Origin of the sequence: Lysinibacillus sphaericus, from assembly GCF_001629735.1 — a bacterium.
Classification (GTDB): domain Bacteria; phylum Bacillota; class Bacilli; order Bacillales_A; family Planococcaceae; genus Lysinibacillus; species Lysinibacillus pinottii.
Window position 1 is genome coordinate 3,651,891 of the sequence record NZ_CP015224.1, and the last position, 14,712, is coordinate 3,666,602.

At 38.9% G+C, this 14,712-nt stretch carries 22 protein-coding genes; all 22 read right to left on the reverse strand.

The genetic code is table 11. The features are described from left to right. Nucleotides 1-13 precede the first annotated feature (13 nt). A complete protein-coding gene (gene rpsH / locus A2J09_RS18010; protein ID WP_008181717.1) occupies nt 14-412 on the reverse strand; it encodes a 30S ribosomal protein S8 in 399 nt (132 codons plus the stop codon). Between the two features lie 29 nt (nt 413-441). Continuing rightward, complete coding sequence (locus A2J09_RS18015) at nt 442-627, reverse strand: type Z 30S ribosomal protein S14 (protein WP_004233656.1); 186 nt, start codon at nt 625-627, stop codon at nt 442-444. A gap of 21 nt (nt 628-648) precedes the next feature. Then, on the reverse strand, nt 649-1,188 hold the full coding sequence (rplE, locus tag A2J09_RS18020; protein ID WP_004233654.1) for a 50S ribosomal protein L5: 540 nt from the start codon (nt 1,186-1,188) through the stop codon (nt 649-651). A gap of 29 nt (nt 1,189-1,217) precedes the next feature. Continuing rightward, on the reverse strand, nt 1,218-1,526 hold the full coding sequence (gene rplX / locus A2J09_RS18025; RefSeq protein WP_004233652.1) for a 50S ribosomal protein L24: 309 nt from the start codon (nt 1,524-1,526) through the stop codon (nt 1,218-1,220). Between the two features lie 35 nt (nt 1,527-1,561). Then, nucleotides 1,562-1,930, reverse strand: coding sequence for a 50S ribosomal protein L14 (gene rplN / locus A2J09_RS18030; RefSeq protein WP_004233650.1), 369 nt, complete (start codon nt 1,928-1,930; stop codon nt 1,562-1,564). Nucleotides 1,931-1,972: 42 nt separating this feature from the next. Continuing rightward, nucleotides 1,973-2,236 (reverse strand): 30S ribosomal protein S17, encoded by a 264-nt coding sequence (rpsQ, locus tag A2J09_RS18035; RefSeq protein ID WP_008181723.1) that lies wholly within the window; start codon nt 2,234-2,236, stop codon nt 1,973-1,975. A gap of 18 nt (nt 2,237-2,254) precedes the next feature. After that, nucleotides 2,255-2,455 (reverse strand): 50S ribosomal protein L29, encoded by a 201-nt coding sequence (gene rpmC, locus A2J09_RS18040; RefSeq protein WP_004233646.1) that lies wholly within the window; start codon nt 2,453-2,455, stop codon nt 2,255-2,257. Beyond that, nucleotides 2,445-2,879, reverse strand: a complete 435-nt coding sequence (rplP, locus tag A2J09_RS18045; RefSeq protein WP_012296060.1) for a 50S ribosomal protein L16 — start codon at nt 2,877-2,879, stop codon at nt 2,445-2,447. Before rplP ends, rpmC begins: the two co-directional genes overlap by 11 nt. 1 nt (nt 2,880) lies before the next feature. After that, complete coding sequence (gene rpsC, locus A2J09_RS18050; RefSeq protein ID WP_025116438.1) at nt 2,881-3,534, reverse strand: 30S ribosomal protein S3; 654 nt, start codon at nt 3,532-3,534, stop codon at nt 2,881-2,883. A gap of 3 nt (nt 3,535-3,537) precedes the next feature. After that, nucleotides 3,538-3,882: a 50S ribosomal protein L22 gene (rplV, locus tag A2J09_RS18055; RefSeq protein WP_004233639.1), complete on the reverse strand. Its 345-nt coding sequence runs from the start codon at nt 3,880-3,882 to the stop codon at nt 3,538-3,540. 22 nt (nt 3,883-3,904) lie between these two features. Next, entirely contained in the window at nt 3,905-4,183 is a 279-nt protein-coding gene (gene rpsS / locus A2J09_RS18060; RefSeq protein WP_008181911.1) for a 30S ribosomal protein S19, read from the reverse strand. 60 nt (nt 4,184-4,243) lie between these two features. Further along, nucleotides 4,244-5,074: a 50S ribosomal protein L2 gene (gene rplB, locus A2J09_RS18065; protein WP_008181913.1), complete on the reverse strand. Its 831-nt coding sequence runs from the start codon at nt 5,072-5,074 to the stop codon at nt 4,244-4,246. Between the two features lie 47 nt (nt 5,075-5,121). Continuing rightward, nucleotides 5,122-5,406 (reverse strand): 50S ribosomal protein L23, encoded by a 285-nt coding sequence (gene rplW, locus A2J09_RS18070; protein ID WP_004233628.1) that lies wholly within the window; start codon nt 5,404-5,406, stop codon nt 5,122-5,124. Continuing rightward, a complete protein-coding gene (gene rplD / locus A2J09_RS18075; protein WP_012296062.1) occupies nt 5,406-6,029 on the reverse strand; it encodes a 50S ribosomal protein L4 in 624 nt (207 codons plus the stop codon). The genes rplW and rplD overlap by 1 nt, the downstream gene beginning before the upstream one ends. 26 nt (nt 6,030-6,055) lie before the next feature. Continuing rightward, nucleotides 6,056-6,685 carry a 50S ribosomal protein L3 gene (gene rplC, locus A2J09_RS18080; RefSeq protein WP_031416717.1) on the reverse strand — a complete coding sequence of 210 codons (630 nt, stop codon included), beginning with the start codon at nt 6,683-6,685 and terminating at the stop codon, nt 6,056-6,058. Nucleotides 6,686-6,731: 46 nt separating this feature from the next. Beyond that, a complete protein-coding gene (rpsJ, locus tag A2J09_RS18085) occupies nt 6,732-7,040 on the reverse strand; it encodes a 30S ribosomal protein S10 (protein ID WP_004233624.1) in 309 nt (102 codons plus the stop codon). A gap of 342 nt (nt 7,041-7,382) precedes the next feature. After that, a complete protein-coding gene (locus A2J09_RS18090; protein WP_031416718.1) occupies nt 7,383-8,693 on the reverse strand; it encodes a Na+/H+ antiporter family protein in 1,311 nt (436 codons plus the stop codon). A 153-nt stretch (nt 8,694-8,846) separates the two neighbouring features. Continuing rightward, on the reverse strand, nt 8,847-10,826 hold the full coding sequence (locus A2J09_RS18095; protein WP_036162446.1) for an FtsX-like permease family protein: 1,980 nt from the start codon (nt 10,824-10,826) through the stop codon (nt 8,847-8,849). Continuing rightward, entirely contained in the window at nt 10,813-11,577 is a 765-nt protein-coding gene (locus A2J09_RS18100; protein ID WP_012296070.1) for an ABC transporter ATP-binding protein, read from the reverse strand. The genes A2J09_RS18095 and A2J09_RS18100 overlap by 14 nt, the downstream gene beginning before the upstream one ends. A 96-nt stretch (nt 11,578-11,673) precedes the next feature. After that, nucleotides 11,674-12,636 (reverse strand): sensor histidine kinase, encoded by a 963-nt coding sequence (locus tag A2J09_RS18105; RefSeq protein ID WP_227256948.1) that lies wholly within the window; start codon nt 12,634-12,636, stop codon nt 11,674-11,676. A gap of 60 nt (nt 12,637-12,696) precedes the next feature. Beyond that, nucleotides 12,697-13,386, reverse strand: coding sequence for a response regulator transcription factor (locus A2J09_RS18110; RefSeq protein WP_080695232.1), 690 nt, complete (start codon nt 13,384-13,386; stop codon nt 12,697-12,699). 100 nt (nt 13,387-13,486) lie between these two features. Beyond that, nucleotides 13,487-14,674: an elongation factor Tu gene (gene tuf, locus A2J09_RS18115; RefSeq protein ID WP_004233614.1), complete on the reverse strand. Its 1,188-nt coding sequence runs from the start codon at nt 14,672-14,674 to the stop codon at nt 13,487-13,489. Nucleotides 14,675-14,712: the final 38 nt, after the last annotated feature.

Genomic DNA, 14,712 nt, shown 5'->3' on the forward strand with positions numbered 1-14,712 from the left:
CATTTATTGCTAATTACCAAACGTATGCTAGAACTTCGCCGCCAACTTGTTTAGCGCGAGCTTCTTTATCTGTTAATAAACCTTGTGAAGTTGACACTAAAGCGATACCAAGACCGTTCAGTACTTTAGGAACTTCATTTGTTTTTGCGTATACACGTAGACCAGGTTTAGAAATACGTTTTAAGCCAGTGATAACACGCTCGTTATCTTTACCGTATTTTAAGAAGATACGGATAATACCTTGCTTGTTGTCTTCCACGTATTCTACGTCACGTACGAAACCTTCACGCTTTAAAATTTCAGCGATTTCTTTTTTCACGTTGGAAGCTGGTACTTCTAACTTCTCGTGACGAACCATGTTCGCATTACGAATGCGAGTAAGCATATCTGCAATCGGATCAGTCATTGTCATTACATTTACCTCCTTCCCAAATTAGGGGATTACCAGCTGGCTTTTTTCACGCCAGGAATTTGTCCCTTATATGCAAGTTCTCGGAAACAAATACGGCAAAGTTTGAATTTGCGATATACAGAGTGTGGACGACCACAGCGTTCACAACGTGTATATTCTTGCACTTTAAACTTTTGCTTACGTTGTTGTTTAACGATCATAGATTTTTTAGCCACGTTTTCGCCCTCCTTGTTTGATTACTTTTGGAACGGCATACCGAATTGTGTCAATAACTCGCGAGCTTCTTCGTCAGAGTTCGCTGTCGTTACGATCACGATGTCCATACCGCGTACTTTTGAAACTTTATCGTAATCGATTTCTGGGAAAATTAATTGCTCTTTAACACCTAGAGTGTAGTTACCGCGACCATCGAATGCTTTTTTAGAAACACCACGGAAGTCACGTACACGAGGAAGTGAAATTGAGATTAATTTGTCCAAGAATTCATACATACGCTCACCGCGTAATGTAACTTTAGCACCGATAGGCATACCTTCACGTAAACGGAAACCTGCGATCGATTTTTTCGCTTTAGTTACAACTGGTTTTTGACCAGTGATAATTGTTAATTCTTCTACAGCTGCATCTAATGCTTTAGAGTTTTGAACAGCATCACCAACACCCATGTTGATAACGATTTTTTCAACTTTCGGCAATTGCATAACTGATTTATATCCAAATTTGCTCATAAGAGCAGGAGAAACTTCATTTAAATATTTTTCTTTTAGGCGGCTCATGTGTGTACCTCCCTTCTTTTATTTACTAATTAGTCGATTACTGCACCTGATTTTTTTGCAACACGAACTTTTTTACCGTTTTCGATTTTATAACCTACACGAGTCGGCTCGCCAGATTTAGGATCGATTAGCATTACGTTCGAAACGTGAATTGCAGCCTCTTGGCTTACAATCCCACCTTGTGGATTCAATTGGTTAGGTTTAACGTGTTTTTTCACGATATTAACACCTTCAACAAGAACGCGATCTTGTTTAGGGAAAGCAGCTAGGATTACTCCTTCTTTGCCTTTGTCCTTACCAGTGATAACCTTAACCTTGTCACCTTTTTTTACATGCATGCTGTCGCACCTCCTTGATTGGCACTATCATGAAATTAAAGAACTTCTGGAGCTAGAGAAACGATTTTCATGAAGTTGCTGTCACGTAATTCACGTGCAACAGGTCCGAAAATACGAGTTCCGCGTGGTGATTTATCATCACGAATAATTACACAAGCATTTTCATCAAATTTGATGTACGTACCGTCTTTACGACGAACGCCTGATTTAGTACGAACGATAACAGCTTTAACAACGTCACCCTTCTTGACAACGCCACCTGGTGTTGCTTTCTTAACTGTACAAACAACGATATCACCGATGTTAGCAGTTTTACGGCCAGAGCCACCAAGCACTTTAATTGTAAGAACTTCACGTGCACCTGAGTTGTCAGCAACTTTCATACGACTTTCTTGTTGGATCACTTAGGTTACCTCCCTTCGGAAATGGTTGTTCCGAAATAGTTATTAAATAATAACCGCTTTTTCTACAACTTCAACTAGACGGAAACGTTTAGTAGCTGATAGCGGGCGAGTCTCCATGATACGTACGATATCACCGATTTTCGCTTGGTTTTGCTCATCATGAGCTTTAAACTTTTTAGAGTATTTTACACGCTTACCGTAAAGCTTGTGCTTTTTGTGAGTTTCAACTAAAACAGTAACAGTTTTGTCCATTTTATCTGAAACAACGCGGCCCGTGTAAACTTTGCGTTGGTTACGCTCAGTCATACTTGAAAACCTCCTTTATCAGTTATTTGCACTGATTTCTCTTTCACGAATAACAGTTTTCATACGCGCGATTGCTTTACGCACTTCACGAATACGAGCTGTGTTTTCTAATTGACCAGTCGCCAATTGGAAGCGAAGGTTGAAAAGCTCTTCTTTCAGTGATTTCACTTTTAATTCAATTTCAGAAGTGGCAAGGTCACGGATTTCATTAGCTTTCATTAGATTCACCACCAGTTTCTTGACGTTTTACGATCTTACATTTAACAGGAAGCTTATGTGATGCTAAACGAAGTGCTTCACGTGCAACCTCTTCAGATACACCAGCAATTTCGAACATAATTTTTCCTGGTTTTACTACTGCTACCCAACCTTCAGGAGAACCTTTACCAGAACCCATGCGGACTTCTAGAGGTTTTTTAGTGTAAGGTTTGTGTGGGAAGATTTTAATCCAAACTTTACCGCCACGTTTCATGTAACGAGTCATCGCGATACGAGCAGATTCGATTTGACGGTTAGTAATCCAGCTAGCTGTTTGAGCTTGTAGGCCCCATTCGCCGAAAGATACTTCTTTACCGCCTTTCGCTTCGCCACGCATGTTTCCGCGGTGTTCACGACGGTATTTTACGCGTTTAGGCAATAACATATTATTTGCCTCCTTCCACAGATTTCTTCGTAGGAAGAACTTCACCACGGTAGATCCATACTTTAACGCCTAATTTACCGTAAGTAGTGTCAGCTTCTGCGTGTGCATAATCAATGTCAGCACGTAGAGTATGAAGTGGAACAGTTCCTTCACTATAGTGTTCAGCACGCGCGATATCAGCGCCACCTAAACGACCAGATACTTGTGTTTTAATTCCTTTTGCACCAGCACGGATTGTGCGTTGGATCGCTTGCTTTTGCGCACGACGGAATGATACACGGTTTTCTAATTGACGAGCGATGTTTTCAGCTACAAGACGAGCGTCAAGATCTGCACGTTTAATTTCAATGATGTTGATGTGTACGCGTTTACCAGTTAACTCGCTAAGGTATTTACGAAGATTTTCAACTTCAGTACCACCTTTACCGATTACCATACCTGGTTTCGCAGTGTGAATTGTAATGTTTACACGGTTTGCAGCACGTTCGATTTCTACTTTAGAAACAGAAGCGTCTTTAAGAGCCGTTTCAATATATTTACGCACTTTGATGTCTTCGTGAAGTAGAGTTGCATAGTCTTTTTCAGCGTACCATTTTGACTCCCAGTCACGAATAATACCAACGCGTAGTCCTATTGGATGTACTTTTTGACCCACGGATTAACCCTCCTTCTTCTCAGATACCACTAGAGTAATGTGGCTTGTGCGTTTGTTAATTGCGCTTGCACGTCCTTGCGCACGTGGACGGAAACGTTTTAAAGTTGGACCTTCATCAACGAACACTTCAGAAACTACTAAAGAGTTGATGTCAAGATCGTAGTTGTGCTCAGCATTAGCAACTGCAGATTTTAATACTTTCTCAACGACTGGAGACGCCGCTTTTGGAGTATGACGTAAAATTGCAACTGCTTCACCAACTTGCTTACCTCGGATTAAGTCTACAACTAGACGTACTTTGCGAGGAGCAATGCGTACTGTACGAGCGATAGCTTTAGCTTGTGTCATTAGGATTTACCTCCTCTCAAAATTAGCGTCTTGTTTTCTTGTCGTCTGCACCGTGACCTTTGTAAGTACGTGTCGGTGCGAACTCACCAAGTTTATGGCCTACCATATCTTCTGTTACGTATACAGGAACATGTTTACGTCCATCATATACAGCAATCGTTAAACCGATAAAGTTCGGGAAGATTGTAGAACGGCGTGACCAAGTTTTGATAACTTGTTTTTTCTCAGAAGCCTCTTGTACTTCCACTTTTTTCATTAAGTGGTCATCGACAAAAGGTCCTTTTTTCAAGCTGCGACCCATGTAGGAACCTCCCTCCGTGATTCCACCACGGCTCTCACATAGAACCGTAGTTTAACCACTTTATTTTTTACGACCACGGATGATAAATTTATCCGATTTGTTTTTCTTCTTGCGAGTTTTGTAACCAAGTGCTGGTTTACCCCAAGGAGTCATTGGTGATTTACGTCCGATTGGAGAACGTCCTTCACCACCACCGTGTGGGTGATCGTTAGGGTTCATTACAGAACCACGAACTTCTGGGCGTTTACCTAACCAACGGCTACGACCCGCTTTACCGATGTGTACAAGTTCGTGTTGTTCATTACCAACTTGACCGATTGTAGCGCGACAAGTAGCTAACACTAAACGTACTTCACCAGACTGAAGACGAACGATTACGTACTTTCCTTCACGACCAAGTACTTGAGCAGAAGTACCAGCAGAACGTACTAATTGTCCACCTTTACCAGGTTTTAACTCGATGTTATGGATTGTAGTACCCATTGGAATGTTTGCTAATGGTAAAGCGTTACCCACTTTAATGTCAGCATCTGGACCAGAAACGATTGTTTGACCAACCTCTAGACCTTTAGGTGCTAGGATGTAAGCTTTTGCTCCATCAGCGTAATTGATTAATGCGATATTCGCAGAACGGTTTGGATCATATTCAATAGTAGCAACTTTTGCCGGAATGCTATCTTTAACACGTTTGAAATCGATAACACGGTATTGCTTCTTATGACCACCACCATGATGACGAACAGTGATTTTACCTTGGTTGTTACGACCAGCTTTGCGTTTAGTTGGTTCAAGCAATGATTTCTCAGGCTTGTTAGTTGTAATTTCCGCAAAATCTAATGACGTCATGTTACGACGACCATTAGAGGTAGGTTTATACTTTTTAATCGCCATTGTGTTTCCCTCCTTCTTGAGTGTTCAAATCATAAATCCACTAGGGATTACATTTCGAATAATTCAATTTCTTTGCTATCAGCAGTTAATTTAACAATCGCTTTACGACGTTTGTTAGTGTAACCACCGTAACGGCCAACACGCTTGAATTTACCTTTGTAGTTAAGAACGTTTACTTTCTCAACTTTTACACCAAAGATTTCTTCTACAGCGTCTTTTACTTGAGTTTTGTTAGCGCGAGTGTCTACTTCGAAAGTATACTTTTTCTCTGCCATAAGTTCTGAAGAACGCTCAGTAATGACCGGACGTTTTAAAATATCACGTGCTTCCATTATCCAAGCACCTCCTCAACTTTTTCTACTGCAGATTTAGTGAATACAACTTTTTCATGACCTAAAAGATCAAGAACGTTGATTCCATTTGCAGTTAAAACTGTTACACCAGGGATGTTACGAGCAGATAATGCTACGTTTTCATCTAGGTCAGCAGTTACGAATAAAGATTTTTTCTCTAAAGAAAGATCTTTAAGGATTTTTGTGAATTCTTTTGTTTTTGGTGCTGCTAGAGTTAGAGCATCAAGAACTAAGAAGTTTTGTTCTACTACTTTAGCTGATAAAGCAGATTTAAGAGCTAAACGACGAACTTTTTTAGGTAATTTATAAGAATAGCTACGTGGAGTAGGACCGAATACGATACCACCGCCGCGCCATTGTGGAGAACGGATAGAACCTTGACGAGCACGACCAGTTCCTTTTTGACGCCATGGCTTACGACCACCACCAGCAACTTCAGAACGGTTTTTAACCTTGTGATTACCTTGACGTAGAGAAGCACGTTGAGCTACTACTGCGTCGAATAATACTGCTTCATTTGGCTCGATTCCGAAGATCGCATCGTTTAATTCGATTTCACCAACTGAAGCACCTGTTTGACTAAGTACAGATACTTTTGTCATTCCTGTTTCCTCCTTTCCTTAAGTGATTACTTAGCTTTAATTGCAGTTTTTACTGTAACTAGAGCTTTTTTAGAACCAGGAACATTACCTTTAACAAGTAGTAAGTTACGATCTGTATCAACTTTCACGATTTCTAAGTTTTGGATTGTAACTACATTGCCACCCATTTGACCAGGTAATTTCTTTTGTTTGAATACGCGGTTCGGAGCAACTGGACCCATTGAACCAGGACGACGGTGGTAACGAGAACCGTGGGCCATAGGACCACGAGATTGTCCGTGGCGTTTAATTACACCTTGGAAACCTTTACCCTTAGTAACACCTGTTACATCGATTACATCGCCTTCTGCGAAAATTTCTACTTTGACTTCTTGACCAACTTCGTACTCTTCCACGTTCACGTTGCGGAATTCACGAATGAAGCGCTTAGGAGCAGTGTTCGCTTTTGCTACGTGACCTTGTTGTGGTTTGTTAGAAAGCTTAACGCGCTTATCTTCGAAACCAACTTGGATTGCTTCGTAGCCATCTGTTTCAACAGTTTTCTTTTGAAGTACTACGTTTGGAGTAGCTTCGATAACTGTTACCGGGATTAGATCGCCGTTTTCAGCGAAAACTTGTGTCATACCAATTTTTCTACCTAAGATTCCTTTAGCCATTTGTCACACCTCCTGTAAGTTTTAAAAAGTTATATTGTTTTTACCATTAAAGTTTGATTTCGATATCAACGCCAGATGGTAAATCAAGTTTCATTAACGCATCAACAGTTTGTGGTGTCGGGTTAACGATATCGATCAGACGTTTATGCGTACGCATTTCGAATTGTTCACGAGAATCTTTGTACTTGTGAACCGCACGAAGAATTGTGTACACAGACTTCTCAGTTGGAAGTGGAATCGGACCTGATACACTTGCACCTGAACGTTTTGCAGTTTCCACAATTTTCTCAGCAGATTGATCTAAAATACGGTGATCATACGCTTTTAAACGAATACGAATCTTTTGTTTTGCCATTATTTTCCCTCCTTCTCGCCTATTTTCTAGACATTCTCCACGAAAATTTTCCCACACACCGCCATGGCAAAGCGGCCGGGTGTGTCGGCAACCTCTCGCTTCATCGCAGTCAAAGACCAACATTCAACATTATATACAATAAAAAAAGAATAAGCAAGTCTTTTCGCTAAATTCTTTTAAATGTTGCAGATATTCTTAGTACTACTATTACTTCGCTTTATTAAGCCGTTTATTAGTATATAAAATTTTCATACATATTGCAACACCTAAGGTTTCCATGCAACAATATCGAACATTTCAAATAACTTTGAAGTCTTTTTAAATAGTAGCTTCCTTTCTTCTTTATAGAAAGAACACACATGCAATCCAACCAAATAGAATTAATGGAATGTTAATAAAAATAAAAGTGGGCACACAGGTGTCCCAAATATGGTGATGTTGTCCGTCTACATTCAAACCTGCTGTCGGTCCTAGCGTAGAATCTGAAGCTGGAGATCCTGCATCACCTAATGCACCTGCCGTTCCTATTAGACAAAGGATTGCTAAAGGACTCATTCCTAACCCCTGTGCGAGAGGAACAAATAACGTAGCGATTATCGGCACTGTTGCAAAGGAAGAACCGATTCCCATTGTCACAACTAACCCTATGACTAACATAATAAATACCGCTAAACTTCTGTTTCCTTTTAAAATAGATATAGAGCTTGTAATTAAGCTATCCACATGTCCAGTAGCATTAATGACCGCAGCAAAGCCATTAGCGGCAATCATGACAAAGCCTATAAAGGCCATCATCTTCATTCCTTCAGAAAGAATGTCATCAGCTTCTTTCCATTTCAATGCACCTGTAAAATACATGATCATAATACCTGCAAAAGAACCTACTATCATCGAATCTGTAAACACTTGAGCACATAACGATACGATTAGTGCAAGAGCTGTGGAAAACATCACAACTTTGCTGACATTAACATGGAGAGAATCAGCCTCTATTTCATTATTTTTATAATGTCTTGGCTTGCGATATACAATAAAGGCTGTAATTAATCCTATCAGCATACCTAGCACTGGAATCGCCATTGCTACAGGTACATCACGTGAAGATACTACCATCCCAGCCTCTGATACTTGTGTAGCAACGATATCTTGAAAGATTGCCCCAAAGCCAGCTGGTACAAAGCTATAAGTACCTATTAAGCCTACTGCTATTAAGGTTGCCACTTGACGTCGATCGACCTCTAATAAATTTAAAATTTTTAAAACAGGAGGAATCAATAGTGGAATAAAAGCGATATGAATAGGTATGACATTCTGTGATAAAATTGACATCAAAAAAATAAGGAAAAAAATTAAAACCTTCACTAAACCTTTGCGATTACTTTCACTATTTAATATGTTTAACATCCCTGTAATCATCAATTCAGGTATCCCGGTTTTGGCAATGGCGATGGCAAAGCCGCCAAGTAGGCCATAACTTAATGCAATCGTTGCACCTGCCCCTAACCCTTCTGTAAATGATTCTACTGTTGCTTCAATGCTCATACCGCTTGTAAGGCCACCTACAAACGCCCCTAACACTAAAGATAGGACGACATTGATGCGGAGTAAGCTTAATATTAACATAACGGCTACCGCCACTATTACTGCATTCATCGTTACACTCACTTTCATACGCTAAATTACTAACATGTTAAACATTATTATTCTGATAATTGAAAGTCAAGGGTTTTCATCAGTTAAGGCAATAAAAAAACAGTATGATCTATTACTCATCACACTGCTTTTGGGTTCCTACTTATTTAATTGTTACAATGATTCTCGAACGACTTTTTTATAGTAGCCTACCGATAGTAGAGCAAAAATTGTATACAATGCTATATAACAGCACATCGCAATCCACAAGGGTGCTGTTAACTCTGTTCCAAATAAAAACCATCCTGATTTAACAGCAAAGTAGCTATGCAATAATCCAATAATTAATGGAACTCCAAAATTAAAGGCTTGTTTCATATAAATGCCTCTCATAATATCTCTTTCTGCAAAGCCAATCTTTCTGAGGATTGTATAGGAGCCACGCTCTTCCTCTGCCTCAGACATTTGTTTGAAGTACAGAATGCTACCAGTTGTCATTAAGAAAGCTAATCCTAAAAATGCAGTTGTAAATATAGTAAGACCCAATGATTCAATATTATCTTTACGCTTCTCTTCATAAGAGGATTGATTATACTGCTCTGTTTTACCCTCATAATCTTTAGTTGTAATGACCCCAGCATTTGTCTGTAAATATAATTTCTCTGCCACCACTAAGTTTTCTTTTGAATTTATAGTAATAGAAGACTGTCGATGCCAAGGGTAATGCTCTGATTGTGTAGCTAGACTTTTAAACATATCATCTGTTACAACAAAGATGGGCCCACCACCTCCAGCTGTAACGATACCACTTATAATACTTTTATCGTGTACATCCACAACATGAAAAGTCTCTTCGAGTTCTCCTGCAGATACTACTACATCACGATCTTTCTCTAATGGGAACATCTCAGCCATATACCCACCATAGTTTGTTAAAATCACATCATTTCCTGATATCGAGGCTTCAGGCACACTCTGCTTATAATCAGAAAGTGGAATTGTATAGATGGTTCCTTCCATACTATATAGAGGATTATCCTGCTGTTTTTTAGACATGAGTTGTCCTACAGAGGCTGTTACTCCTTGCAAACGATAATCTACCCTTTCATACGCTATGTTATTTTTCTCTAATTCATTTAAGAAAGACATTCCCTGCTCTTCTAGCAAGATAAAATCACCCGGTACTTGGCTATATGCAGATGCTTCTGAAGAATAGTAGGAGATATAAGATAAAGTCGTCACACCTAGAGAGACACCCGTTAATACGGTTATGAGCGTTAATGACTTAGCGTTGCTCTTCATCCGATGCATGATAGGTGTTAATGCTAAAACATCATGGATGGAAAGATGTCCTTTTTTCTTTAAGCGAATCGTATTCATAATAAATGCTACAGAAAAACGAAAGACAAGAAATGTTCCACCAATTGTAGTAACTAGAATAATGATCATATTAATAAATAAGTTTCCGGCTGATTCAATATCAAATAGCTTTGTTGAAGCATAGTAACCATAAACAATTAAAACTAACCCCATAAAGCCAATCATCATTTGTAAGGCACTAAAACGTCTTACACGTTCATCTGCTTGTTTAGCAGCGGTAAATAGTGATAGTAAAGAAACACGATGGATCATCCAGGCCATTTGTACAAGGACAATCATCAAAAGTATAGTAAATACAATTATGGATTGCTGTAATGCCTGCGTACTAAATGTCATGGTTACAAGAGCTTCTTTCTCAAGTACACGCAATAGTATCATTGCAAATACACGTGAACTAAAGAAACCGGCCAGCATACCTAAAATAACAGCTCCAACAAATAATAGAATGCTTTCGATCGCTAATAAGCGTACAATTAATTCCTTGGTCATACCAATCAATTGGTACAAGCCTATCTCTTTACTACGACGCTTCATAAATAAATGATTGGCGTACAAGACGAAGAACAAAACGATAAAATATAAAATATAAGTGGCTGCTTTAAATCCAGCAGTAGCCGTTCCACTCATCTGAACAGCATCCCATACTGCAGAGTTATTTTGTAATGTTACAAAGGAAAAATATAAAGTAACGCTAAAAATAAGGGCGAAGAAGTATAAATAGTAGTGCTTCATATTTTTCTTCATGCTTCTTAATACTAACTTACTTAGACTCATAACCATCACCGCCTAGCACACTTTGCGTATGCATGATTTCCTGGAAAAAAGCCTGTCTTGTTTTATCCCCTTTATAAAGCTCACTATAAATAAGTCCATCCTTTAGAAATAAAACACGTGTGCAGAAACTTGCAGCTACTGCATCATGCGTCACCATCATTATTGTCGCTTCTTTTGTCTCATTAATATTTTGGAGATTTTGGAGCAAAGCTGTAGCTGATTTAGAATCTAATGCACCTGTAGGCTCATCTGCAAATACTAATGATGGATTTGTAATCAGTGCACGCGCAGCAGATGTACGTTGTTTTTGTCCCCCGGATATTTCATTGGGATATTTATTTAAAATTTCTGATATGCCTAGTAAGGATGTTAGCTCCTTTACACGACTTTCAGCAACTGTCTTGGGTAGATTACTGATCGCTAAGGGGAGAAGAATATTTTCCTTTACGGTTAATGTATCTAGTAAATTATAATCCTGGAATATGAAACCTAACTGCTCTCTACGGAAATTGGCCAAAGCCTTTTCCTTCATTCCCCGTAAATTATGACCATTTATTTCTATTACTCCTTCTGTTGCAAAATCGATTGAACATAAGACATTTAAAAGTGTTGTTTTACCTGATCCAGAAGGTCCCATAATACCTACGAATTCACCCTTACTCACTTCCAAATCAATGCCCTTTAATACTTCCTGAGCCGTAGATTTCTTTCCATAAACTTTTTTTATTTTACGACCAATTAACACTGTCACTTATAAACGCCCCTTTCTATATTCTCAGTGTACCCTGTCGCATCTATTCATTCGTGCGTTTTAGATGACAATATAAAAAGGTAGGTGACAATTTCGTCATCTACCTGTTAGTTTGACATATTCATTTTGTAATGGGAACCGTAGCGTAAATAATGAACCCTCTCCTACAGTCGATTGTACATTTATACGGATACCTATTTTTTTTGCTACATTATATGCTAGATAAAGACCCATACCTGTAGATTGACTTGACTCCCGCCCCACGTTTCCTGTATACGATTTTTGAAAAATCCTAGGTAAATCCTCCGAAGGTATCCCAATGCCCACATCTTTAATATGTAATAATGTAGCACCTGTTGGGTCAAGTTCAGTAAAAATCGCTACCTCTGAATTGGCTGAACTATATTTTATGGCGTTAGAGAGAATTTGTCGTACAATAAACGATAGCCATTTTCCATCTGTCATAACCTTTTCAGGCAGTTCATCTACTTCAAAACCGATTCCCTTTTCTATACACCAGGCTTGCATAGCTCGAATCTCTTTATTAACAACTGGTTTTAGCTCAATCTCAGTTAAATAATTGTCCTTTTCTATAGAAGTAAGTCGTGTTTGGTGTAGCTGTTGATCGACTAACAGATGGAGTCTCAACCATTCTTTTTCTAATTTTCGACGTGTTGATAAATCCTCCACATGGTCTAACATTAAATTAATGGTGGTTAAAGGCCCTTTTACTTCATGAACCCATGCCAGCAACTCATCTGAATACTCTTGCAGCTGTACTTTGGCCTGATTTAATTCCATATTCTTTTCATGAAAGACATCCTCCATTTTTCGAAAGCTAACTTCTTGAAAAGGTGACAAAGATAAGCTACTTCTATGGGCTTCATCAAGGTGGCTATCCATATTTCCCAGGAAATCATTTAATTTCCCAACTTCGAGGAAGAAACGCCATAAGAAGAAGAGTATGAAACTAACAAGCATACTTACATTTACATACCAAATAGAAACACTATTTAGACCAACATCTAAAGAAAATAGCACGTTTAACAGTATCATCATAAATGTAAAAAACCCTATCCATGCAAAGCGCTCTCTTATAAACAATAGTAACAATATAGTTCACGTCCCTTGAGTTACTGCTATATATCCAAGTCCCTTTTTTGTTAGAATCACTTCATGTAAGCCAATATCCTCTAGCTTTGCACGTAACCTGTTAACATTCACCGATAACGTATTATCGTTTACAAAACGTTCATCATCCCACAGTTTTCTCATTAGTTCATCTCTTGAAACGATATGATTAGCCTGTTCCACTAAAATGCGCAAAATAAAGAGTTCATTTTTTGTTAAAGAAGCTATAGCTCCATCACAAATAATTTCACTCCTTGCATAATCAATAACAGCATCATTAAATCGTGTAACATCCATTTTCGCTTCAACATAGTCATAGGTTCTTCGTAAAATAGCCTGTGCTTTAGCGAGCAATACTTCCATATGAAAGGGTTTCTGTATAAAATCATCTGCCCCCATTTGCATTGCCATCACCATATCCATTGGATGATCTCGAGAAGATAGAAAAAGGATTGGCACATTGGATAGATGACGAATTTCTCGACACCAATGAAAGCCATCATAGGCTGGCAATTGAATATCGATTAGTACAAGATGTGGCTTTACTTCTACAAAGTCATCCATCACCTTTTGAAAATTTTTGGGTCCTACAACTTGTAATGACCATTGTGCAAAACGTTCTTCAATCATACTATATATCGATGGATCATCTTCAATCAGTAAAATTTTCATCTCCATATTCAAATCCCTTTCCACTTAAATAGTTTACCTAGATGACATAAAAAACCAATCTGTAAGCGTCCCTACAGATTGGTTTGAACATTAGCAAAAGCTAAAATTATTTTTGGATAGAAGCAACTACGCCAGCGCCTACAGTACGGCCACCCTCACGGATAGAGAATTTAGTACCTTCTTCAAGAGCGATTGGAGCGATAAGTTCAACTGTCATTTCGATGTTATCACCAGGCATTACCATTTCAACGCCTTCTGGTAAGTTACAGATACCTGTTACGTCAGTTGTACGGAAGTAGAACTGAGGACGGTAGTTAGAGAAGAATGGAGTATGACGGCCACCCTCTTCTTTTGATAAAACATAAACTTCAGCTTTGAAGTTAGTGTGTGGAGTAATTGAACCTGGTTTAGCTAATACTTGACCACGTTGGATTTCTTCACGAGCTACACCACGAAGTAATGCACCGATGTTGTCACCAGCTTCAGCATAGTCTAATAATTTACGGAACATTTCTACACCAGTTACAGTAGTAGATTTAGCTTCTTCAGCGATACCGATGATTTCAACTACGTCACCAACTTTAACTTGACCACGTTCAACACGGCCAGTTGCAACTGTACCACGACCAGTGATAGAGAATACGTCCTCTACTGGCATCATGAATGGTTTGTCAGTTTGACGTTCTGGAGTTGGAATGTAAGAATCTACAGCGTCCATTAATTCAACGATTTTTTCTTCCCATTCTGGTTCACCTTCAAGAGCTTTAAGAGCAGAACCTTTGATTACAGGAATATCGTCACCTGGGAAGTCATATTCAGATAGTAGGTCACGGATTTCCATTTCTACTAATTCTAATAATTCTTCGTCATCAACCATATCACATTTGTTCATGAATACTACTAAGTATGGAACACCTACTTGACGAGATAAAAGGATGTGTTCACGAGTTTGTGGCATTGGGCCATCAGCAGCAGATACTACTAAGATACCGCCGTCCATTTGTGCAGCACCAGTGATCATGTTTTTAACATAGTCAGCGTGTCCTGGGCAGTCAACGTGTGCATAGTGACGAGTTTCTGTTTCATATTCTACGTGAGAAGTATTGATTGTGATACCACGCTCTTTTTCTTCAGGAGCGTTATCGATGTCAGCGTATGATTTAGCTGTACCACCCATTTTTTTAGAAAGAACTGTAGCGATAGCAGCAGTTAAAGTAGTTTTACCATGGTCAACGTGTCCGATTGTACCAATGTTAGCATGCGTTTTAGAACGGTCAAATTTTTCTTTAGCCATTAGAGATTGCCTCCTCAAAATTATATGTTTTATTTTTG